A 22,815-nucleotide genomic window follows, 5' to 3' on the forward strand; every position below is an offset into this window, starting at 1 on the left:
TCCCGCCCCGCCGGGCTAGGACAATGTTTGACAATTTTCCCCTCCTGACCCAGTATATGCGGCATGTACATTCCCACACAGGAAGAACGGTATGCAAAAAAAGGGGTTGTTTCCCTCATCCTGTGCGTTGTAGTCCCTTCCTGCCTGTATGTCTCTCTTTTGTCCAAGCAGCTGATGATGGTACGCGGGCATGAATGGGAAGCTGTCATGAAACTCTTTCTGGCATTTACCTACCCGCTGGCGGCCCTCTTCGCCATGACGGGCATTCCGTTCTTCTGGTGGTCTGTGGGCATCTCTCTGGCGGTTCATGCCGGCATCGTCGCCTGGCTGAAAACAACGCCTCTCCTGTCCCCTAAAAAAGCCGTCTGCATCGCCCTGTGCCTGGGGATGCTGGACTTTCTGTTCGTGAAACTATTTCCTTTTCCGGCACAAATCATGGGATAAGCCTGCCCGGGAAAATATCTGGGATATTCCATTCTTTACCGGCAGACAAACCAAGACGTATTCAATGCCCCCCTTCTAATCCGGAGTAAATGTGCCTTTGGGGAACCAGACATCCGCCCATGAATGGAAAATGCCGCCAGAAAGCAGACACCCAACAGGACAGCTAACTTTCCTATGGGTTCTCACCACAGGTGCTTCCCATAAGCGCGTCAAAGGTAAAAACTCCTGTTTAATCTTGAACGCCAGAGCCTGGTATGGCAGAGTGCGTCCGCCCATTCGTTGCGCCTGTGGCGAAATTGGTAGACGCGCCAGACTTAGGATCTGGTGCCGAAAGGCGTACAGGTTCGAGTCCTGCCAGGCGCACCATTTCATAATCCTCTTTAAACGAATAGTTTGAAGAGGGTTTCTTTTGAGTGTTGCAATAGATGCAAATTTCATAAAACGCCCCCAATCTGTGTACAAAGTGTGTACACTTTCAGGCTGTTTATAGCCTTATTTCATAAGCTATTTCTGTCATACGATTCACACAATGAACGGCACATTTGGCCGCTTTGTAAAACGGAAATCTTGTGAGTTATATATAATCGATGCAATGCCAATATATTGCGTTAATTTATGTCTATCTATACACTCCACCGTCAGGTGAGGCAACTGGATAAAACGTTCTGCGGCAATGGCGGGAAGTATTCGACTGGAGATGTTTTATTCTCAGGCCAGGGGAAACGAATCGTTCTGCATACCCCTATTGCGGAAGGCGGCGAAGGATCGGTCTTTACCGTTCATCTGCCATCAGAAACAACTCTCGTTGCCAAGCTCTATCATCCAGCGCAACGGATGCGTTGGCGAGAGCAGAAGCTTCGGTTGATATGTTCCCGGCCTATTCGTTCTCCGTGCGTGGCGTGGCCTCGTGCTATGCTGTACGACGAACTACGACGCTTTGTCGGCGTACTGATTCCCCGGGTGGACGGTGTTCCTCTCGGGGCATTTACTTCTCATGCGGAACTGCTGAAGAAACAGTTTCCATTATGGACTCGATACGACCTCATCAAACTGTGCCTGCATTTGGCTGAATCAGTCCACACGCTGCACCGTCATGGCGTTATCCTGGGTGATCTACATCCAGGCAATGTGATAGTGTCAGACAATGACTCCGTCTGCTGGGTAGATGTCGACAGTATGCAGATCGAAGACTATCCCTGTACTGTCGGCACGGAACGGTTCCGGGCTCCGGAGCTCCACGGCAATTACGGAGGTTTCCTCCGCACCTGCAGTCACGATGCCTACGCCCTGTCCGTCCTGCTCTTCATGACGCTGACGCTCGGTCTGTCTCCGTTCTCCCGACAAGGGGAAGAAGGAGACATGCGGGAATCCGCCAGAAAGGGAGAACCGCCGTATGCGTTTGCTTCGTACAAGCCACCTGCGGGAATCTACCCGCCCGATACCCCCGGACGCTATGTCTGGTCGTATCTCCCACGCAAGCTCCGCGATGATCTCGGTCACAATCTTACCTGTGTCCAGCGTCGCGATTTGCGTCCACGCGTCATGCCGGGGTATCTGGCGCGTTGTTTGCAGCAATACCTCAGGGATATGGAACCGGGTGGTAGGAGGAATCATCCCATGTATCGGGATCTTCTGCACGACAGTTCCTGCCCACCCCCCAGTTTGCTGGAGAAGATGACACCCAACATCTGCTCAGACTGCGGTATTCGCTTCCGGGAGGCTCCTGACGATGTCGCACGGCGTTTACGGCAATCTCATGCCCGTCCCCTGTGCAGGCTCTGCATCAGGCGTCGTAGCGCATTGAATCAGTCATCCCGGAATCCTACCATCAACCATTAACAAAAACCATAATGTCTACATCATCAACACACCCAACCAGACAGGAACAACTCGCCGCCATGCGCGAGTTCAGCAACAACACCAACGCCCGGCTTCCCGTTCTCTTCCTGCTGGATACCAGCAGCAGTATGAACGGTATTATCCGGGGCGACAACCAACACATCGTCCGTCAGGAATACGCTGACGGGATCAACTGGAATATCGTCACGGGAGATAACATGGTCACCCGGATGGATGAGCTCAATACTGGTCTTCAGCGGTTCGTCAGCGACATTCTTGCCGATCCTCTGGCCAAGCTGGCCGCCGACGTAGCGGTGATCACATTCGCCCGGACGGTGGCGACGGTGAAGGAGTTCGGTCCGATCCGGGAATCTGACACAGGCCTGAAGATCTCCACGTCACAGGAGAATGAAACGTTCCTTGGCGAAGCCGTCGAACTGGCTTTGTCTGAACTTGACAGTCGTAAACGTACCTATCGGGCACACGGGGTGGAATACTACCAACCCTGGCTCGTCGTGATGACGGACGGGGTTCCGACCAGCGCCCGGCACCGGGAGCTGGAGGGACGATTGAAGGAACTGATGGCTGCCCGCAAGCTCAGTGTGTTCGTCTTCGGTATCGGCCGTGCCGATCTGTCGGAGCTTTGCAGCATCAGCCCGGGGCGTCCTCCCATGCGGGTCAATGATCAGAAGTTCCCGGAACTGTTCGCATGGCTGAGCCGGAGCGTCCGCATGGCCAGTATGTCCATGCCGGGAGACGGGGTATCGTTGACTCCTCTCCCGGATGACATGTGGCAGGTGTAGGACTGGCAACATCAGGAAGTCTCTCCCATGAGGGGCTTTCTTTTAGTTGAGATACTGATATATAGTTAATATTCCCGAAATTATCCCTATGATCAAACCTATAAGCCTAAACCAAAAATTAGATAATAAATTTCTGATGCCATAAAAGAAACCTCCATGTTTACGCCAGTAAGAAGCTTGTGTATGTAGTTTATCTAATTCTGCCTGCTTCGCGATAGCACCGATACATGCAGTTTTTCTTTGTACAGAAAGATTTATTTCTTTCCACTGTAGGTTTTGAAATTTCTGCGGTTCCAATGCTCCCGGAATCAGATCTTTTGTACTTATATCTTTATTCAAAAGTAGAAGGGTTGATAACTGTCCGTAAATTATAATATCATTTTCTGTATGTAATTTATGTGGAGAAAATTTGTCTCCATATATGCCACAAAGAATACCAACAAGATTATATTTATGGTTATCTTTTATTACTGTCGGCGTAATATTAAGAGTTTGCGCTCGGTGCTCTAAGGCATAAAATCCATATGTATCGCTATTCATATTCCAATGAAGCCAATCATGTTCTGGGAATTTTTTTATATATCTAAAAAATGAACGAAGCATATGTTTTTCAAATTCTTCAATACAATTTAAATCCAATGTTGGATCTCGATGAAGTTTTTCTGCGGAATGCAATAAGGAAAATATTCGATTACTTCCTGTTTTTACATTTCTTATTGAAATAGCAATAACATTTGGAGTCTTCGTACTATTTTCGCTAGTAAAACTTAAGCACGCATAATGAATAGCTAATGTTGTATTATTTTTCAATAAAGCACTAAGTATTTCTTTTGATTCTTTAATTGATTTGTAAGTGTTTTTCATTTTTTAAAAAATAATTCAATCTAACTCATAATATATTATATCTTTAATATTCATAAATAAATTTTTTGTTCTAGTGTCTTGTATTCTTTTCGATACTATCTTTGATCATAGCGAGTAACAATTCTCCTTTCTCGCATATGAGGTAACTACATTTTCCGTAACGTTTGCCGGAAAATGAATATTACTATTCCGTATCGTAATCAAGTTCCTGGTTCAACACCTCCATGCATCGGGCATAGCTGTAAATCTTGTCCCGCTTCTTTCCTGTTATTTCCGAAACGATGTACAGCTCCTGAAGACGAGCCAAACCGCTGTTAACGGTGGCGGGGCTCAGGCCGGTTTCCGCAACAATGTATTTGCTGTCGGCAATCAGCTTTCGTGTAAAACATTCGAAAATAAGCAATGTCGTTGCCGAGGAACGGCCTGTTTGTTCGATGATCTTCCGGTCATCGGATATTTGCCGGGCAATCTGTCTGGCGGTCGTCACGGCCTGCCGGGATGTCAGTGTTACGGCTTCGAGGAAATAGGAGAGCCACGCTTCCCAGTCCCCTGTTGATCTTACGTCGCTGAGAAGACGGTAGTATTCCTGGCGGTGGACTTTGAAGAACAGGCTGAGGTATAGAATTGGGGCTTTCAGGATGCCGGAATCACAAAGCATCAGGGTGATCAGCAAACGTCCCAAGCGACCATTTCCGTCAAGGAATGGGTGAATGGTCTCGAACTGCACATGCACCAACGCCGCCTTGATGAGAACGGGCAATGGGTGCGCGGGATCATGAATAAACAGTTCCAGCTTACCCATGCATTCCATAACCCGGTGAGGAGGAGGCGGCACAAAAACGGCATTGCCCGGCCTTGTTCCGCCGATCCAGTTCTGGCTTGTACGAAACTCTCCCGGATTCTTGCCTTCTCCCCGGCCCTTTCTTAGCAAGACTTCGTGCATCTCCCTGATCAACCGCAACGACAGGGGCAGGCCTTCCCGGATCTTGTCCAGGCCGTACTGCATGGCGGCAACGTAATTGCTGACTTCCGTGACATCTTCCAGGGGAACTCCGGGAATCCCATCCATTTCCGACACCAACAAGTCCGACAGTGAAGACTGGGTGCCTTCAATTCTTGACGACAAGACGGCTTCCTTGCGGACGTAGGAATACAACAGAAGTGAATAGTCCGGCAAAAGAGAGGTCAGGGAATTGAGTTCACCGACCGCAATCAGAGCCTGGTCATGCGATTGCTGCAATTCGGGACTGATATCTATTCCCGGGACGGGCGGCAACGGCGAAGGAATAAACGCCTTCACCTGTTCTCCCGCTACCGCCGTAATCTCGTAGTCTCCCGTATGCTCCCTTTTCATATGGCTATGATTAACCTAAAATAACCTGCTTGTCTATTTCAAGTTTATGCGTTTTCATAAAATAGCGGCTGTAGTTATTTCAAGAAATCTTCTCATCGGAATGATGCCTCTTGATGAAAGTCGTCGGACGATGTGAGCTTTGAGCTTTGCATGCATGCCGGTTTTGCTATGCTCCATTGGGCTTGTTGTTCCAGAATGACTGCTGTTATTCGGGTTGCAATATGGATTGATCGAAAAGAAGACAAGGTATGACCCATCTGCCGACAGAAGATGAAACCCCGGTTCCCGGAGAGCTGTTATTGTATACTTCTCCGGATGGCAACATCCGTCTGGATCTTCGCATCCATGATGAGACGTTGTGGATGACCCAGCAGATGATGGCCGAGCTGTTTCAGACAAGTAAACAGAACATCGGACAACATATTGCGAATATCCTGCAAGAAGGTGAGCTTCAAGAGGATGGAACTGTAAAGAAATTCTTTACAGTTCGATTGGAGGGGGAACGACAGGTGAAACGTTCTGTCATCTTCTACAACCTCGACATGATCATTTCCGTCGGTTACCGGGTAAATAGCATACGGGGCACTCAATTTCGCATATGGGCGACCCAGCGTCTGAAGGAATACATGATCAAGGGGTTTGCCATTGATGACGAACGCTTGAAGAATCCGTCGATTCCTGGAACAACACCGTTGCCGGACTACTTTGATGAATTGCTCGAGCGTATTCGGGACATTCGTGCCAGCGAACGGCGCATGTACCTGCGCATCAAGGATGTTTTTGCCATGGCGGCTGACTATATACCGTCCGGAAAGGAAACGACGGAGTTTTTCAGCTCGATTCAGAACAAACTGCACTATGCCATTACCGGTCATAGTGCCGCAGAATTGATGATGATGCGGGCTAACGCATCAGCGCCCAACATGGGGTTGACCAACTGGGCTGGCGACCGAATCCATATCAGCGACGTTACGGTCGCAAAGAACTACCTTAATGAGGAAGAAATCAGCGATTTCAATCGTTTGACCTCCCTGTGCCTGGACTTTGTCGAGGATCAGGCAAAGAACCGCCGTGAGATATTCCTGCATGAGTGGGAAGACAAGCTTAACGAACTGCTTCGTCTCATGGGAAGGCGTGTACTGAAAGGCAAGGGGCAACGGTCAAAGAAGCAGGCTCAAGAGCATGTCCGGGGACAATACCGACTTTATGAGGAACGCCGCAGGCTGAAAACGGAACGTCAGGCGGAACAGGACTATGTGAAAGAACTGGAGCGAGATATCAAAAAGCTGGAGAACAAGAAGGGACACAAGCCATCTTCAAATCCAGGTCGTTAAAAGTTTTTGGATATGCTCTAGTTTTTTCTCCAGGGTATTGACTGCATGTCGTTCTCTCCATTTGACTCCCCTCCAGGCCTCCCGCCAATAGAGAAGAAACGCTCCTGGACAAAACAGTTTCTCGTTTACCCGTTCCTTGGAGGGCTTTCTTTTTGCCGTGATTATCTTATGGAAAACCCTACAACTCGATGGCTTTATAGCTCAATTGTTTCTTTTTTTTGAGTCACCGGATACAACTTTTTTTCGAGAGGGGTGAGATCCAGTGTGATAGTTACCTTTGTAGGGAAATCATCTTGCCACTTGATGTCAAATTCGTAGTTGAGGTTCATATCCTCTTTGCTAAAGGCCCCTTTGGGGAATCCCTTGCAATAGTTGATCCGATGGGTAGGTTCCCATAGGTATTCCAACAGAGCTATGGGGAAGTCATTAAGAAAGTTACAGGGGAGACCGTTGGGTAGTGTTGTCCATTTGGAATAAATCCCCTGGCTTAACGGCAACCAAAATCCAGGGAAGGCCTGTTGGCTGTTTTGATCGACGTAGAATCCTTTGAGCATACCCAGTAACATGAGGAATCTCGTAGCTTTCTTATCATGGTAAGTATAGGCAGAAACATGTTGATAATACTGTTTCAACATGGATTGTCCATCGTACTGGTAATTGCTTCCTTTTGATGGGGTGAAATAGTTTTCGTCCTGACTCAGCCAGAGAAACGACAGGTTCGTCTCATTGGTTATTTTTTTAGGATATTTCCATTGTGAAATAGGTAAAAGATGGGCTCGCGCAGTTAGCCAATCGTTGACCTCTTTGTCATCTATCGTCATGTTGTGACCGATATTGACTGTGTAGATGACTTTTAACCCATCGAATTGAAGGATGGCGCCAGGCTTGAGGCTTTTAGTGGAATATGAAGCAAAACCATTATCGGAGAAGGAAGGATGGATTTCCTTTTCAATCGAGGGAGGGCTAGCTACAGACGCTTTTTCTTCCTCCTTTTGGAGTAACTCATTGGATCGCTTTTGCACTTGATCCAACAGGGAAAGCTCCTGTTCGGTGCGTTTGTCATGGATCTTTTCGTTCAAGCCGTCCAAAAGAATATTCATTTCCACGAGAGGATCATTACATTCTTTGTAAATTCGGTCTTCCATGGCGGGAAGGAGGGCTTCTTCTTCCATGTTGGCGGCAGGATAGGTTTCGATGACGTGACCGGTTATTTGAGCCAGAGGGAGGATGAGCTCATTGAGGAATTTGGTGGATAGTGTCTGGTGTGCTGTGGCCCATTTATTACACAAAGCCTCATATCGTTTGCTGATGGCGACTGAATAGGAAGAGGCCTCATGATGTGTGGCAATAGTTGGAATTTTCTTTTCCAACTCTTGTTTTAACTCATCTAATTCCTTAAAGCACTCGGATTGAATAGTATGAGCCTTTTGTGTAAATTCAGGGAACCGGGAGAGATAATCATCCAGCTTATAATGGGCACGTACTTTTTAGTAAAGTGCATCCTTGAGTTCCTTTGGCGACTTTGAGGCTGGATCTGTTTTTCCCATGGCTGCTTCGTGCGTCTTCGGCAAGGCGTTTATTGGCTGGGAGGATTGTATGGTCCCCCATATTCCCCAGGCGGCAACGCCAACCAGTAAGACAACGACAGCTGCGATTAGCAAGCGTGTGAGAAGAACCAATCTGGGTGATGTTCTGAGCGGCTTCCCCTGTTGCAGCCATTCTTTCCACTCCCCGGCGGCCTGGCAACGTTCTTGAGGCTTGAGCCGCAGATTCCGGTCGATGGATGTCAGTAGTTCCCGAGGACATGGCAGGGGAAGCGTCATGCCTGGAAAGGGGACGACATCATCCTGCATCAGTCGCCGATCAGCTGGCTCTACCGGGATGCTGGAGATCAGTCCATACCAGGTAGCGGCCAGGGCGTAGAGATCCGTCCATGGGCCAATCTCTCCCTTTCCCGTGATTTGTTCCGGGGAGGCGTAGGCGTACGAGAACTCTCCCTGTGTAACTGTGCAGGTCACTTCCGGCTTGTTGAGCGCCGCACCAAAGTCGATCAACACAGGCAGCTCCCGTTCGTCAAAGAGGATGTTGCCGGGCTTGATATCGCGGTGGTAGATCCCCCTGCCATGCAGATAATCCAGGCCATCCAGCACCATAAGTAGCCACTCCCGGGCTTGATCCGCAGAAATGGTTTTTCCTCCTGTGGCGGCTTCGTCCATACGCTCCCGCAGGGAACCTCCTTCCAGCCACGGCATCACATAGAAGATACTGCCATGGGATTCGAAGACATCGTAGACCCGGACGATTCGTTCGTGGTTCAGGGAAGCCAGGGTCTGTGCTTCCTTGCGGAGGGAATCCATGGCTGCCCGGTAGGTGTGCCGGGGTGCGTGCGGTAACGGGATAATCTCTCCCGTATTCGAATCCCGGCTGCACAGCCCCAGAGGGAAGCATTCCTTGAGAACGATATTGCGTCTGAGCTGATTGTCCCAGGCAATGTAGGTGATGCCGAAACCTCCCCGGCCCAGTACCTTGAGAAGTTTGTAATTACCGAGCAAGGTTCCCGGAGGGAGAGCAAAGTCGGGAGCTTCCATAAGCTCAGGCAAGCGGGGGATTGCCGAGCCTCGGCACTTCGTCGGCCAGAAATTCCTTCAAGGTCTTGCCCTGGGAGAAAGCCTTCTTCTCAAGAACCTTGCGGGTATCCGGATCAAGCTTCAGGGTAATCAACGTTTCCTCTTCCACCTGCACCCGGCTTGGGAGAGTCAGCGGGAGCTGTTTGATCAATTCCCGGATGATGTGTTCCTTGGCGGCGGGAATGGGTTTCTGAGCCATCCAGTTACGGACGGTCGCTTCCGTCACGAAACATCGTTCGGCGAGCCATGCGTAGTCGAAGTTGTTGGCCTTGAGCCACAGCTTGACGTTCATTTTCAGCTCATCCTGATTCACTCCTGCCATGCTTCGGAATGTATCACTATCGCTCAGTAATGGCAATATGGTTATACAACATTCCTCTTTTTGAGATTAAAGTGAGATTTTTACGTTGACTAAAATCGTAAAAAGGAGATATACAGGCAATGTAAACGAGATGCCAGCAATGAAAAGTATCATCCAGTTCACCTGCCCTCAATGCGGAGGTCACCAACTGATGCTCGTCGAACGGGCCATGCATCGTTATGTCGTCCAGAGTCTGGAGACTGACAGGCAGGGAGGACTGGTTGTCGGGCACAAGGTTCTGGTGGACGATTTGTGCGGGGAGCCGCTGGGGTATCGCTGTGCGGACTGTCGACACCCGGATTGCCATAATCATGATTCATCGGAAGGGTTTCAATGGTATTCTCTGGAAGAGGTGCAAAGCGCCGGGGCCATTGTCTGGCCGGGCGGGATGGAGACGGTAGAGCACCGGTGCATGGTTTGTTTCCCCGACGGGAAGATGATCCCGGTGATCGTCGAGGTCTCTCATCCCGGATCTCTCAGCGAGAAGGAGCGCCGATTTGTACTGGAACGAGAACGGGCCACCCATGGCATCCTGATCAGTCAGTCGGACTCCGGTATTCGAACATTGGCCTGCCGCAACTGGAAGCGGGTCAAAAAGTATGTTCTGCAACCATCTTCGTCCATTCTGGAGTAAGCCGGATTTTGTGGCTCCGGTTCAACAGCTACATAAACGAAAGGAAACAACATGAAGAAATACATTACAGGCGGCATTGCTGCACTTATTACGTTGACGGCTATTTGCATGATGACTGGTCAGTCACAGACCTCCTCCCATCAGCAATCTGTGGGGGACGCCATTTGCCATCAGCAGAATCAGGGAGTGATCGTTTGTCCGGGGTGCCAGGGCAAGGGTAATATCGGAGGGCAGAAATGCCAGCGCTGTAAGGGCCGTGGCATTCTCAAGTCGAACGGTATGCCTCTTTAAGAGGCATTAGTGAGAAAGGTATTGCTTCTAACTCCAAATGATACCTTTCGCATCCTCTTTTTACATACTAATCGCATAACAATCATCGAAATATATGGATAGTAAACAATATTATATCACCCTCCCGGATCAAACACAGAAAGGGCCATATGATGAAAAAGATCTCATTACCCGGTATCAAGCGGGTAAATACCCAAAAGGCACGCTTGTATGGCATGAGGGAATGGATAGCTGGATACTCATTGAAACAATGATGCAGAACGTAGAGAGAATAACAAATGATGAGAGGAGAATTACCGATTGCAAACCGAATACACCTCCTCTTCCTGCCGCTATTCCTCCCGTTCCAAATCCTACCAATAAAAGAAGCAATGTGACAGCAGGTGTGTTCGCAATAGTATTAGGACCGCTAGGTGTTCATAAATTTTACAATGGAAGCTGGGGGCTAGGCATTATTTATTTGGCATTGTGTATTATATTTCTAATTGTCTCATTCGTCGGCAATGTCTTAATTAGTTCGAATAGCGATTTTGCTCCACTAGGACTCATCGCTCTTCCTTTTGTATTATTACACTGGATAATTGTCATATCTTCTATCATCGAAGGAATCATGTACTTAACAAACGTACAGAAATACAATCTAAAGTACAATGAGACACCGCCTGCTCCGATGAAGTAGTAGATATGTATTTGATAATACGAATTAATACATAAATATGAATTCTAAGATATATCGAATCGATCGCATTGCCGTTCTTGCGTTGATTCCCACCTTACTTTTTCTCTCATGTGGGAAAACCGATAATCCCGAAGCCAATAAAAGAGATTCGAAAGGAAATACGGTTCTCATGAAGGCAGTCAAAGAGGGGAACATCGATTGGGTGACGAAATTGATCAAGGACGGAGCGCGTGTAGATGCGAAGGGAGAAGATGGGAAGACGGCTCTAATATGGGCTGTTGATAGCAGGCATACGGAATGCGTGAAAGCATTGATAGACGCCGGGGCAGACCTCAACATGGAAGCTAAGAATGGGGATACGGCTCTCATATTGGCTGCTAATAGAGGATATACAGATTGTGTAAAAGTATTGCTGAAAGCCGGGGCAGATGTAAACGGAAAGAATAAAAAAGGAGAAATGCCTCTCACGGAAGCTGCCTATAATGGACGTACAGACAGTGTGAAAGCATTGCTGGAAGCAGGAGCAAACGTGAATGCCCAGGATAAGGATGGAAGAACAGCTCTCATGTGGGCTACTGAGGATAAGTATCCGGACTGTGTGAAAACATTACTGGAAGCTGGTGCAGACGTAAACGTGAAGGATAAAGATGGAAAAACGGCTTTAATGAGGTCTACTTATAATGAGCTTACAGACAGTGTGAAAGCATTGCTGGGAGCGGGAGCAAACGTGAATGTTAAGGATAATGACGGGCGTACGGCTCTCATGTATGCGATTGGTCCTTATTCTGGCCATGACCGTGGAGAATGCATGAAAGAGTTGTTAGCGGCTGGGGTAAATGTGAATATGAAAGATAAGGAAGGGAACACGGCTCTCATGCTGGCTACCAGACATAACTGTACGAAATGCGAGAAATTGCTACGGGAAGCCGGGGCCAAAGAGTAGCGTTGGAATAATTTCTACTCTATTATCATGAAAGAAGCTAAACAACCGTGGCCCCGGAGTGCGAAGATCACTGTGTGGGTGTTAGATATCATTATCGCCGCTTCTGCTATTGTTAATATCATTACTATTTCGCAATGGTATGGGCCATATCAGAAGTGGTCTGACAAGTGTGATTCGGTAAAATACTTGCCGATAGAAGAACTGCCAAAAGAGGAGGACATTCCTGTGAAAACACATACCTTAACCTTGGAATGGCAGCTTGAGTCCGTATTCCTAGAAGCGTTCATGACTCGCATGCGTCCTGAACTTGAGAAGAAGATATTTGTATACGGACCTGAGTGTCGTATGACAGTATCACCGGTAAGGTTTCGGAAGTTGCCTAATGGGGACCGTATAGCCATAACTCGCAATGGAAGTATGGTGTACCGTGGGAGGCTTCTTACGGAAAATGGAGCTGATTTGCTGGAGGCACACATGCAAAGGTATAAAGCCGCAACGTCAAATCCCTGGCGTTACGGTTTTCTCAGCAAATAAACACTACTCCCGGTCTCACGCAGAGGCCGAGAGTAGCCTTCTATTTTATCTCTTGAGTGTCCGTATGATCACTCATAAAATATGGACATAAATTATTTCAGAAAGCTTGCATCCACTGCTTCCAGTAATCTGAGCGGAACTTATATTGGGCAGATTCCTCAAGTCGAGAAAGATCCAAAATTCGCCGGGTCTGTGGCAAACGCGAGTGACTTGGAATAACAGATTTCCCATGTTTTCTCTCTTGATCCTCGACAAAAAACGCCCCTTCACCAATAAGCAAAGGGGCGATGGATTGAGATGAAATCACGAATTAACCTCTGGGTGGATAAGGATCGTTTCCATGACTGTCTCTCCATTGGATTTTGCCATCTTTTCCGTGACTGAAGAGCTCTCCTCCTTCACGTTTGGATAACCCTCTTCCTTTATCAATGGCTTCCTGTTTCGTCGAAGTTGTGAAAGAAGGACGAGTTGCTCCTTCTCTCTTGCCCTGCCATCCTCCACTTGGAGAAGGCACTACATGTATGTTCTTTCTATTCATTCTATTTGGAATAGACACCACTTCGCCTTGACAAAAGAAGCCCCTTGCCTCACAAGGTCATTAGCAACTATGCAAATGACCTGATTGTCTCCCCCTGTGGTGTGTGACCGGGTTTGAAAGGATGAGAGTGAATCAGACTCTCATCCTTTTTTTGGCTAAGACGACTTTTACTGTTTACATCCGGAATGTAAAGAACTATTTTGTAAACATGTCCGCGACCATGCCCTTTATTCCCCAGCGCCTGACCCAGGCACGTAAGATGTCAGGGCTCTCATTGAGGGCCTTGTCTGAAAAGTTGGGTAATACTCCGTCACATACCATTCTGGCGAGATATGAAAAAGGAATTGCAGCGCCCAATTCTGAAATGCTGGCTCGTCTGGCTCATATATTGGAAGTATCTCCTGACTTTTTCTACAGCGCCTCCTCCGTGTCTCTGGACGGTATTCATTTTCGCAAGCGCTCCAAGTTGTCCAAATCCGCTCGTGAAGCGATTGAAGAACGAGCAAAGGACTATTTTGCCAGATTCATGGAGATTGAAGACATTACGAACAATACGATTTTCTTTGATACCCGGATACAGGCGTCAACGGTCGATGAAGCGGAACAGGCTGCATACAAATTACGCGACATGTGGAACATGGGAGAAGATCCCGTAGTCAACCTTCTCCAACTTATGGAAAACAAGGGTATCAAAATCTTCATTTACAATACGGCCAATGAAGCTTTTGACGGATTTTCTGCGGTCTACTCCAAGATTGCCATGGTTGTCATTGCTTCATGGTTAGAAGGTAATTTGCCCAGAATGAGAATGACCCTTGCCCACGAGTTGGCCCATCTGGTTTTAGACCTTCCGGAAGACCTGTCGGAAAAGGAACATGAAGATTGCGCTAATGTCTTCGCGAGCGCGTTTCTGATGCCTGAAGCACCATTTTCTGAAATGTTTGGCGGCAAACGGGATAGGATCCTTATTCGTAATCTGTTCCCGATCAAATCGTATTTTGGCGTCTCTTTGCCGGCAATCGTCATGAGGGCTCATCGCCTGCATTTGATAGGCAATAATCTCAAACAGCGCTTTTTCATTTATTATAATAAAATGGGGTACAAGAAGGATGAACCCGGAGATTATTGCGGAACGGAAAGCAGCGGACGTTTTGAGCAATTAATTTCCACTGCTGTTATAGATGGTGAAATCAGCATGTCCAAGGGCGCGAGCTTATGGGGACATTCTCTTTCCGAACTGCGCAGACTTGTTGCAACTCTTATCTAACTGTTATCCGTGGATAGGATCTATATTCATGACGCCTGCGTGCTCCTAGACTTGATAGAAGGCGATCTCCTTGATTTATGGTTTCAGCTGGGGTTTGAGACCCGGACGACACACCTTGTCTATCAGGAGATTCTGGAAGAGGAACAGTTTTCTTTGCTTCAAACCTATGTGGATGCTGACAAATTGATTTTGGAATCCATTGATGAATCAGATCTTCCTGCTCTTAATGCGCAAGCGAAAGAGTGGAAAGTAAGCTTGCAGGATGTATCGGTAGCCCATCTGGCCAAAAGGCATGGTGGTATTTTGCTTTCCGGTGATAAAAGGCTACGGACAAAATCTGCTGAAGCCGGGATCGAAGTCAAAGGGATTTTATGGGTTCTGGATATGATTGTAGAGAGGAAGCTATTGATTCCACAACGTGCATTGAATGCCCTAGAAGCTATTCTTGAGGCTGGTGGTCGTATCCCCTCAGAAGAATGCGGTGAAAGAAGACAGCGCTGGGGAAAATAAGAACAGTCGGTTTCTTCCTATGGGAAACAGGCTGCTGTCGTAGCTCTTATACCATCCCCCCGTATTACTTACAGGACAGCCACCTTGTCATAATACTGCCTGCCATCCAGGATTTGTTTGAGTGAATCAATCAGGTTTATCCTGCCTGTCGGAATGTACACCGGAGGAGATGTAACCGGAATGTTGTTTGCAGAACTCCCGGAGAATGACCTCTTGGTGGAACCGGGTATGAGGAAGTATACAGATTGTCAACTGTCTGGATGAAGGATTTCATTTCATCTAAATAGCTATTGGTGAGTATTTTGAGTCATTCTCATCTGAAATAACTCCTTCCCTCCCGTCATATATATCAGACACAGGGATTTACCTGCCTGTCATTCTTCACAAAGCCGCTATGCTCCCATCCCGGGGCATGGCGGCTTTTCTGTATCCACCCATCAACAACGAAAGAACTACCATCATGGCTATCAAACTCATCGCCAACTACAGCAAACGCCTCGGACTGCCGGGGTATTCCTCCCACCAGTTCGAAGTTTCTATCGAAACGGAAATCACCCACATATCCGAACTGGCTGCGGAAACGGAACGACTCTACGGCTCCCTTCAGGCTGCCGTCGATGCTCAAATCCAACAAGTCGGATTCGTCCCAGACGAACATTACGGCACACAAACTGCTCAAATGTCTGCTCCCGGGGCTTCCTGCTTACAGATGATATCCACATCATCCATAAGACAAACTCCGCCTGCAAGCGCTCCCGAGACCTCTGTTGCAACCGTTCCCGCATGGAAGTGCTCGGAAAAGCAACAGGCGCTCATCCTGGAACTGGCCGGGAAGGTCGGGCTGGATGACACTGCCCTGAACGAACTGGCTACCCGGAGATTCAACAAGGTCGTTGCCATGCTCAACCGCATGGAAGCCTCCGGGCTGATCGACGAGCTGATGAACCGCTCCGGTGCGACATCCAAACGCTCGGCATCAGGCAGGAACAACTACACCCGCCGTCCCGCTGCGACTTATGCCGGCAACTCCAACCCGTACTGACCTATGATTGCTCCCGTAACCCGGCCAATACGTTCATCCTCCCTGCACCCGGCTATCGCATTGGTGAAGAAGTTCCCTTCGGAGGCTTCTTCTCCCCCTGCCATACGCCCGGACTACCTGTCTCCCTCGTCGGTCAAATCGTACCTGTTATGTTCCCTTCATTTCTTCTTCGAGAGGGTAGCGCAGATACGGAAGCCGACGACAGTCGCCCTGCATGTCGGCAAGACCATCCATGCAACACTCCAGTCCTTCAACCTCGCCCGGTGGCGGGGAGAGGACAGTAGTGAGACGGCCATGGAAGAAGCCTTCTCCACCCACTTTCTGGAGTTGGAGAAGACGGAAGGTCCGGTGGACTACGCCGACGAAGAAACGAGACAAAAAGTCCGTTCCTGCGCCTGGAACACCGTCAAGGCCTACATGGCCTCCGACGAGGTTACTTCACAGATGCCTCTGGGAGTGGAAGTAGGACTGTCGGCTACCATCCCCGGTCTGCCGGTTCCCGTACGAGGCGTCATCGACCTCGTCCAGCACGACCTGACGGCAGTGGACTACAAGTCTGCTGCCGCCAAACCGGACACCGGGCATGCAGCCTTTGATCACGAGCTTCAACTGGTCACCTACCAGATGATGGTCGAAGAAGCCACGGGAGACGCTCCTCCATCACTGGATTTGATCTACCTGGTCAAGACGAAGACTCCCCAAGTGATCCGGGTCAAGATTCCACCCGCTGACGATCAGCGCAAGCAGCGCATCACCGACCTGTACAGGATTGCCTACGAAGGCATCACTACCGAACGTTTCCATCCTCAACCCGAGATACAGTGCTCCTGGTGCCAGTACAGGAAGGAATGCTCCGGATGGTGCAGGCAGTAAAGGAATGCAGTCTATTCAGAAGCCAACCATACGGTAGGCTTCTTTTTAACTTGGGGATGATGCAATTTATACTTTTTGCATACAAAGTTTCAAAATTACATGCAGAAAGTATTGCTAGATTACTGGAGTACAATTTATCAAGTATATCTCTCTGATAAGAGAAATGCCAAGACTCGATCTTTTGTCGATAGCTATTTTCAGCTACTCTTCGCTGTCAATTTCAATAGCACGTCGTCCAATCCATAGCGCACTACTTCGATTCGTTCGCTACGCTGGGCTATAAAATCACCAGTCATCACCGGGAGTTGGAAGGGAAAGAACGCCGGATTGTTTAGAAGAAACCCTAACACGCTTTTGGCCTCAGGTGTAGCCAAGAGCGCAGACTCGAACATTAAGATAGCTAAGTTTGGCTCTGTATTGCTCACTAACGTTGATTTCTCATAACACCCTTTGACTTCGGAATCCTGTAATACACCCCAGGTTACAAAGGAACGGATTACATACCTGGCATACCGACTCACTGTCTGCCGGTCACCATATTGTTCCTTGAGGCGGTTAATGATCTGCATCTGGGTTACCCGATCCTGTAAGGCCAGAAGACGCCCTGTTTGGCGTGCCACATTGAACCAGAAAGGATAAGTAGCTGCGATAAGTCCCCAATGAATTGCAATGGCCTTAGACGGATTTCTCCGTAAAAACTCAAGCGAGGCATCCCGGAATGGAATCAGTTCCGGATCTGGAGATACCCAGATCTTCATTAGATTGTTAACAACAAAAGTTCGAGTCTGGACGCTTTGCTCGTATTCTGGGTTACTGACCTTTCTGTCTGCCAGGAACTCATGTAATTCCTGCCGGATAGTTTTGGCATCAAGCCCTGCCAGTAACAAATTGGCTGCTTTTTGCATCCACTCGAAACGAATAGCCTGCTTGATTCCTATTGTTTCGTGCCTCTTACCCATTACGGTGTTCTCCTTTCAAATTTCACAAGAGGGACTATGACTTCTTCAATGGCTATACCGCCGTGTCCTACGATGGTAACTCCTTGATTCACGAATGCATCGTGACCACTAGCTACTAGGGGGAAATAATCAGCAGGCAATCCGATAGGCGACCATTCATGAGCAAACGGGAAAGATGCTGCTACCTGAGAACGGAGTTCAGACGAAGGATAGATACGAACTCTTTCTCCACGGGTTTCAGCAATCACCCCCTCTAATGGACGCCCTTTGCCGTTACATTGAATATTTCCATGATCGGCCGTCAGCCAGACATCGTAACCGTATGCCAACAGTTGAGCAACGAGCGAAGTTAAGAACCCTCCCTGGCACCACTGCTTAATCTGGTTGTGCATTCCGGCGGAGCCCAGTTGCATGCCGTGCATAATCTTGTCAATCTTGTCCACAACAAGCCCCACCGCCTTGGTTTTCCCTGGATGTATTACGGAATCGAGGATGTCGACCGCATCGCCATCACCCAAACCTCGCTGATAGGCAACATCCAGCCGAGACAGACCTTGGCCTTCCCAGAACTGTGTCCAGAGTTTCCCTTCACTGTTGGTAGAGTTAATTGATGATGGAAAATAGAGAGGCGGCTTGCCCGAAAAAATCGATTGCCGTGATACTGATGTCAGCGTAGGAATCCACGCGAAGGTCGCAGATTCTCGCATCATTAAATGGGCGTTCTGTTTTTGCAGAATCTGACGGACAGTCACCCACTGATCAAGGGAGAGACCATCAACTACGATCAATGCTACCAGTCCATTAGCTGAGTCTTCCCTATCTCGAACCAAACGGCGCGGTACATGGTGCAACATGGCCGGATTGGTTGGAGGCAAGTTCATCAGGCTGGAATAGTGATCCGCCAGCCAGGCTGCAAATGCTGTATTCAACGTATCACCCATTTCTCTGAGACGAGCCTGATACACTGCGTGCTCTCCACAATAAACCAGAGAAGACAATTCGGCCCATTTCAAGGCAAAGGAGGTCCAATCCGAGTAACGGGCGTCCCGGGTGGGCAGTCCTTTCTTGATAAGGTCAAACAGGCGGGAAACCCGTAACTTATCATCCCCGCCAGATGTGGAGATACCGCTTCGAATCCAAGAGTTGGCATCTACTTCAAAGTCTTGGACTTCGATAGGAGTGAGTTTCCCTTCCAGGAACAAGTTATCGATGTAGACCTTGATGTCTTGATGGTCAAATGGCAGGCACTCCAAACCCGGATACTTGAGACCGTATCCTGATGTTCCCTCCTGCACCAGATTCTCTTTGCCCTGTCTGGAAAGAAAGAGAGGCCAGCGTTCCTGCAAGAAATCGAAAAAGGCTTCAGCGTCCGGAATGATCTCTGAAAGCGGCCAGTCTTTAAATCCCTGGTGGTCTTTAAGAACATGAATGAGTCGTTCAGACAGCATCAACGGAAGTTGAAGATTGCCATAGTGCAAACGAAGCAAGGTGCGAAGTAATTCTACATCGTTGACGATCAACTCAGCTGCAATACCAAACACATGGCGGAGAATGTAATCCTTGGTGGCATTGTCGCCCATTCGATCAGGCAACGATTTGCATTGGGCTTCAAAGAGAGAGTCCAGCAAGCTTCTGTCAAGCTGTTCAATGACCGGATAGCTCATGTTGGGAAAAAGATCTCCCATATTGAAAGAGAGTTTTCGACCAGCTCCGAGCAGATCATAAGGCAGAGAATCCAGTTCTGTATCCTGCAAACGAAGGATAACAACCAAATCGGTGTGTTCACCCCGGTCCCATATCAAGCGGTACTTGGATTCATAGGCATATCTGAATTCGACAGGATCATGGAACTCAATCAGATCAAATCCACGTTCACGAAGCTTCAAGGCCAGCTTCTCTTCGCTCAGCAGGCAATCCGGATCGGCAACCAGTGTCAGCTTGCTGACGTTGGGTACAAAATCTTTTAATATGGTGTCTCGCCAACTGTTCATAGAATACATCCGTTCATCATTCGTAGCATGAGTAACGGTCTGATTTCCGGTACAATCTGCTTCGCGGCCTGCAATTCTTGCCGCCATTCGCTTTCGTCCGCATTGCAACGGGATAACCTGAACTGGCGAACTTCCGGCAAGCCCACGCGCTCAATCGCCTTACGGCGTGAGGCAAAGGAGGTGATCCCACGTTCCTCTTCGTGAGCTACAGAGGCGAGGTGAGCATGCTGTAAGGAGTTGAACAATTCCTGCCCGGCGTGTTCTGCTGCTTCCTGCAAACATTGATAGGCTTTCATGGAATCATCCTGACCAAGTGTTGACTGTATTCTGACTTCCGCTGTCTGCAACGCATCCCAGATATGCCGGGCTGTGGGTAGAAACAGTTTACCTTCCTCGCTCAAGAATACACTGACATAACCACGCCGCACCATGGGGATGCGCAGAAGCTGTGTTTTCTGGTGCATTCCTGCCTGAAGTCGGATCTCGAAGAGTCCCCAGAGTCCGGAAATGCCAGTGGGCAGCCCGTTCACGGTGACGCAAGGCAGTGGTTGACCTGGTACGATATGGGGCAGATTCAGTGCCAACCCTCGGATGCGGCTATTTTCAAGATTCAGCAGGGTAGTGCCGGCGAGACGATCAGCTTCCCGAGTGTGGAAGACAACTTTACGATGTTCCTGCCCGTCCGGCCAATTCAGATCCCACCAGGAACGTTTGCGTTTGGCTAAACCGCCGTGGGAGGTGAGATAACTTACCGTCATCCGTTCCACCCAGTAAGGCAGAGGATGGGAGCGCAGACGTTCAGCTGTCTGTACATCAGGTTCTTCCGAGATACCGTAGATAGCCGAGGATTCCCGCACACGCTGGATTTCCCCACGGATCTGGGCCACTTTTTGCTCAACAGAGGTTTCGATACCGTCAGGATCAAGGATAGCCGAGGCAAACATATCCTCGAACAACTCGCCTGCCTGGGAGGAATCGAGAATGTCGCTCGTCTTATCGATGCCGAACTCATCGAAGATCACCGAGAGTTTCTGTTCCAGCACTTCGCGGACACGAAACTCGACCGAATCCTCAAACACGAAATTGATCGCCCGCACCGTTTTGGGCTGTCCTATCCGATCCACTCGGCCGATTCGCTGTTCCAGCCGCATCGGGTTCCAGGGGATGTCGTAGTTGATGACGACGTGAGCAAACTGCAAGTTCAATCCCTCGCCGCCGGCGTCAGTAGAGACGAGTACGCGATGCGTTTTCCGGAAAGCATCCTGAGCCTGCTTGCGTTCCTCCATATCCATGGAGCCATTCAAGGTAACGACAGAAATGCCCCGGACTTCCAAAAACTCTTTCAGCATCTGCTGGGTAGGTACGAATTCGGTGAAGATCAATACTTTCAAATCCGGTTCGTTTTCCTCAGACTGTAGCTTATAGATCCACTCGATCAGTGCTTCAGTCTTGGCATCCGGACCAGCCTGTTCACAACGAATTGCCGCGTCCAGCAGAATCTCAACATGGCTACTTTCGCTTTGCAAAGCCGACACATGGGATTTTAACAGCTCATCGAGCAACTCCTGTCCGTCCATGTCATAAGGTTCAAAACTTTCATCGTCAGTTCCTTCTGATTCCTCAACGTCATTTTGACGTACCCCCAGGCGTTGTCTGATTTGTTGCTCGCCTTCCTTGAGCGCCGCGAGCCGTCGTTCCAACGTGCTTCTGATCGCCCGGGTACTGGAGACAACCAGGCGCTGCATCAGGATCATCAAAAAACCGATGTGACGCTTCTGTTCGCGCATGGCCTGGTTGTACCCCTCACGCACATAGTCGGTCACCGCTTCGTAGAGAAGTTTCTGTAAATGGTGCGGGCTCTCCCAGGCAATCGGGGCCATCTGTGTGCGCCGGGGTTTAAAGAGCGGCTTGCCCTCGGAGTCGATGGCCTTGCGCTTCTCCGTACGGATAACGTACGGAGCAACCCGCTCGCGAGAAACGCTGTCCATATCAGGGAAGGCGTCGTCATCCAGCAAGTTCATGAGGCGATGGAAGGCATCGGTCTTCCCCTGGTGGGGCGTAGCCGAGAGGAGCAGCACATAGGGGGCGGCCTCCGCCAGTCCTTTGCCTAGTTTGTAGCGGGCGACTTGATCAGAGCTTCCCCCCAGGCGGTGAGCTTCGTCCACTACCACCAGATCCCAACCGGCAGTAATCAGATCCTCGAACCGGCTGCGGTTGTATTCGGCGATGCGTTCGGCAGTCCAGCCCCGCCGTTTGTCCATGGGTTTTACTGAATCGAGAGACACAATGACTTGATCGAATAGAGACCATGCAGAACTTCTCCGATCGCCACCCGGAACAAGACGCTGCAAAGTACCGAGATCATCGCCCAGGACGAGCTGAAACGTCTCGTTAAAGTGGGTCTGCATTTCCGACACCCACTGGGTAGCGATGCCTTTGGGCGCGACGACCAGAATTCTACGAACCAGTCCGCGCAGCTTCAGCTCGCGCATGACCAGGCCAGCCTCGATGGTCTTGCCAAGCCCTACCTCGTCGGCCAGCAGGTAGCGCACGCGGTCACCAGAGATGGCCCGGGACAAGGCGTGGATCTGGTGCGGCAGCGGAATAACGTTGGACTCCATGGGAGCCAGCAATACATGATCACCGGTAACACTGGTGGAGCCTTCGAGCACCTCGGCTACCTTGGCTGCGGCGGCCACATAGGCAATGCGTCCAGCCTCGATCTGCGGCTGCAAACCGGCGCTCAGCGGGCGCAAGGTGGAGTGGGGTATGTGCACAACCGCGTCTTGGTTCGGCAACCAGACACGACACACCGTCTGCCCCCACAAGGTCTGTTCTTCGATGACCTTGCAGGCGCTGTTATGAACGGTGCTGTATTGCCAAAGCGATTCCATCCGCTAATTATCTTCTAGCTTGATCTGTTGTCTG

The 22,815-nt window shown here is 49.3% G+C and carries 22 protein-coding genes and 1 tRNA gene; 14 read left to right on the top strand and 9 right to left on the bottom strand.

Annotation, left to right across the window (positions count from 1 at the left end; genetic code table 11):
• Positions 1-63 precede the first annotated feature (63 nt).
• The 4 genes from BHW66_RS11595 (at position 64) to BHW66_RS11610 (ending at position 3,086) form a co-directional block, all read left to right on the top strand.
• On the top strand, positions 64-444 hold the full coding sequence (locus BHW66_RS11595) for a hypothetical protein (RefSeq protein WP_012420590.1): 381 nt from the start codon (positions 64-66) through the stop codon (positions 442-444).
• A gap of 281 nt (positions 445-725) precedes the next feature.
• Positions 726-810: transfer RNA gene (locus tag BHW66_RS11600), tRNA-Leu, on the top strand.
• Between the two features lie 528 nt (positions 811-1,338).
• Positions 1,339-2,283 (top strand): hypothetical protein, encoded by a 945-nt coding sequence (locus BHW66_RS11605; protein WP_215833422.1) that lies wholly within the window; start codon positions 1,339-1,341, stop codon positions 2,281-2,283.
• Between the two features lie 59 nt (positions 2,284-2,342).
• Complete coding sequence (locus BHW66_RS11610) at positions 2,343-3,086, top strand: VWA domain-containing protein (RefSeq protein ID WP_180975800.1); 744 nt, start codon at positions 2,343-2,345, stop codon at positions 3,084-3,086.
• 42 nt (positions 3,087-3,128) lie between these two features.
• Here the strand turns inward: BHW66_RS11610 and BHW66_RS11615 are convergent, their stop codons facing one another.
• Together BHW66_RS11615 and BHW66_RS11620 are read right to left on the bottom strand one after the other, a co-directional pair.
• Entirely contained in the window at positions 3,129-3,950 is an 822-nt protein-coding gene (locus BHW66_RS11615; RefSeq protein ID WP_146018663.1) for a hypothetical protein, read from the bottom strand.
• A 184-nt stretch (positions 3,951-4,134) separates the two neighbouring features.
• Entirely contained in the window at positions 4,135-5,304 is a 1,170-nt protein-coding gene (locus BHW66_RS11620) for a Fic family protein (protein WP_046437195.1), read from the bottom strand.
• A gap of 248 nt (positions 5,305-5,552) precedes the next feature.
• On the opposite strand from BHW66_RS11620, the gene BHW66_RS11625 reads away from it, so the two are divergent.
• A complete protein-coding gene (locus BHW66_RS11625; protein WP_046437193.1) occupies positions 5,553-6,638 on the top strand; it encodes a virulence RhuM family protein in 1,086 nt (361 codons plus the stop codon).
• Positions 6,639-6,832: 194 nt separating this feature from the next.
• Here BHW66_RS11625 and BHW66_RS11630 read toward each other — a convergent pair whose 3' ends face one another.
• The 3 genes from BHW66_RS11630 to BHW66_RS11640 all read right to left on the bottom strand — a co-directional run bounded on the left by BHW66_RS11630 (position 6,833) and on the right by BHW66_RS11640 (position 9,587).
• Positions 6,833-8,008 (bottom strand): hypothetical protein, encoded by a 1,176-nt coding sequence (locus tag BHW66_RS11630; RefSeq protein ID WP_046437191.1) that lies wholly within the window; start codon positions 8,006-8,008, stop codon positions 6,833-6,835.
• Positions 8,009-8,125: 117 nt separating this feature from the next.
• Entirely contained in the window at positions 8,126-9,226 is a 1,101-nt protein-coding gene (locus tag BHW66_RS11635) for a serine/threonine-protein kinase (protein WP_046437189.1), read from the bottom strand.
• Positions 9,227-9,230: 4 nt separating this feature from the next.
• Positions 9,231-9,587 carry a hypothetical protein gene (locus tag BHW66_RS11640; RefSeq protein WP_046437188.1) on the bottom strand — a complete coding sequence of 119 codons (357 nt, stop codon included), beginning with the start codon at positions 9,585-9,587 and terminating at the stop codon, positions 9,231-9,233.
• A 139-nt stretch (positions 9,588-9,726) separates the two neighbouring features.
• Here BHW66_RS11640 and BHW66_RS11645 point away from each other — a divergent pair, with 139 nt between their 5' ends.
• The 5 genes from BHW66_RS11645 to BHW66_RS11665 all read left to right on the top strand — a co-directional run bounded on the left by BHW66_RS11645 (position 9,727) and on the right by BHW66_RS11665 (position 12,707).
• Positions 9,727-10,260: a hypothetical protein gene (locus BHW66_RS11645; protein ID WP_146023915.1), complete on the top strand. Its 534-nt coding sequence runs from the start codon at positions 9,727-9,729 to the stop codon at positions 10,258-10,260.
• A 51-nt stretch (positions 10,261-10,311) separates the two neighbouring features.
• Positions 10,312-10,551, top strand: coding sequence for a hypothetical protein (locus BHW66_RS11650; protein ID WP_046437183.1), 240 nt, complete (start codon positions 10,312-10,314; stop codon positions 10,549-10,551).
• Positions 10,552-10,645: 94 nt separating this feature from the next.
• Complete coding sequence (locus BHW66_RS11655) at positions 10,646-11,230, top strand: NINE protein (RefSeq protein ID WP_102739270.1); 585 nt, start codon at positions 10,646-10,648, stop codon at positions 11,228-11,230.
• Positions 11,231-11,267: 37 nt separating this feature from the next.
• Positions 11,268-12,173, top strand: a complete 906-nt coding sequence (locus tag BHW66_RS11660) for an ankyrin repeat domain-containing protein (protein WP_102758540.1) — start codon at positions 11,268-11,270, stop codon at positions 12,171-12,173.
• A gap of 27 nt (positions 12,174-12,200) precedes the next feature.
• Positions 12,201-12,707: a hypothetical protein gene (locus tag BHW66_RS11665; RefSeq protein WP_286689046.1), complete on the top strand. Its 507-nt coding sequence runs from the start codon at positions 12,201-12,203 to the stop codon at positions 12,705-12,707.
• A 310-nt stretch (positions 12,708-13,017) separates the two neighbouring features.
• Here BHW66_RS11665 and BHW66_RS11670 read toward each other — a convergent pair whose 3' ends face one another.
• Positions 13,018-13,245 carry a DUF2188 domain-containing protein gene (locus BHW66_RS11670; protein WP_102737716.1) on the bottom strand — a complete coding sequence of 76 codons (228 nt, stop codon included), beginning with the start codon at positions 13,243-13,245 and terminating at the stop codon, positions 13,018-13,020.
• Positions 13,246-13,453: 208 nt separating this feature from the next.
• On the opposite strand from BHW66_RS11670, the gene BHW66_RS11675 reads away from it, so the two are divergent.
• The 4 genes from BHW66_RS11675 (at position 13,454) to BHW66_RS11690 (ending at position 16,937) form a co-directional block, all read left to right on the top strand.
• Positions 13,454-14,512: an XRE family transcriptional regulator gene (locus BHW66_RS11675; RefSeq protein WP_164917447.1), complete on the top strand. Its 1,059-nt coding sequence runs from the start codon at positions 13,454-13,456 to the stop codon at positions 14,510-14,512.
• 51 nt (positions 14,513-14,563) lie between these two features.
• Entirely contained in the window at positions 14,564-15,022 is a 459-nt protein-coding gene (locus BHW66_RS11680) for a hypothetical protein (RefSeq protein WP_146018665.1), read from the top strand.
• Between the two features lie 460 nt (positions 15,023-15,482).
• On the top strand, positions 15,483-16,064 hold the full coding sequence (locus BHW66_RS11685) for a hypothetical protein (protein ID WP_146023914.1): 582 nt from the start codon (positions 15,483-15,485) through the stop codon (positions 16,062-16,064).
• A 3-nt stretch (positions 16,065-16,067) separates the two neighbouring features.
• Entirely contained in the window at positions 16,068-16,937 is an 870-nt protein-coding gene (locus BHW66_RS11690) for a PD-(D/E)XK nuclease family protein (RefSeq protein WP_102758539.1), read from the top strand.
• A 197-nt stretch (positions 16,938-17,134) separates the two neighbouring features.
• On the opposite strand, the gene BHW66_RS11695 is transcribed toward BHW66_RS11690, so the two are convergent.
• Genes BHW66_RS11695 through BHW66_RS11705 form a run of 3 tightly spaced genes read right to left on the bottom strand, consistent with a single transcriptional unit; the run spans position 17,135 to position 22,781 of the window.
• Entirely contained in the window at positions 17,135-17,896 is a 762-nt protein-coding gene (locus BHW66_RS11695; protein ID WP_046437427.1) for a hypothetical protein, read from the bottom strand.
• Positions 17,896-19,887, bottom strand: coding sequence for a BREX-3 system phosphatase PglZ (gene pglZ / locus BHW66_RS11700; protein ID WP_046437429.1), 1,992 nt, complete (start codon positions 19,885-19,887; stop codon positions 17,896-17,898). Before pglZ ends, BHW66_RS11695 begins: the two co-directional genes overlap by 1 nt.
• The gene (locus tag BHW66_RS11705; RefSeq protein WP_046437431.1) at positions 19,884-22,781 is read right to left on the bottom strand and encodes a helicase-related protein; all 2,898 of its coding nucleotides are present in this window, start codon (positions 22,779-22,781) and stop codon (positions 19,884-19,886) included. Before BHW66_RS11705 ends, pglZ begins: the two co-directional genes overlap by 4 nt.
• Positions 22,782-22,815: the final 34 nt, after the last annotated feature.

The organism is Akkermansia sp. 54_46, from assembly GCF_001917295.1.
GTDB classification, from domain to species: Bacteria; Verrucomicrobiota; Verrucomicrobiia; order Verrucomicrobiales; family Akkermansiaceae; genus Akkermansia; species Akkermansia muciniphila.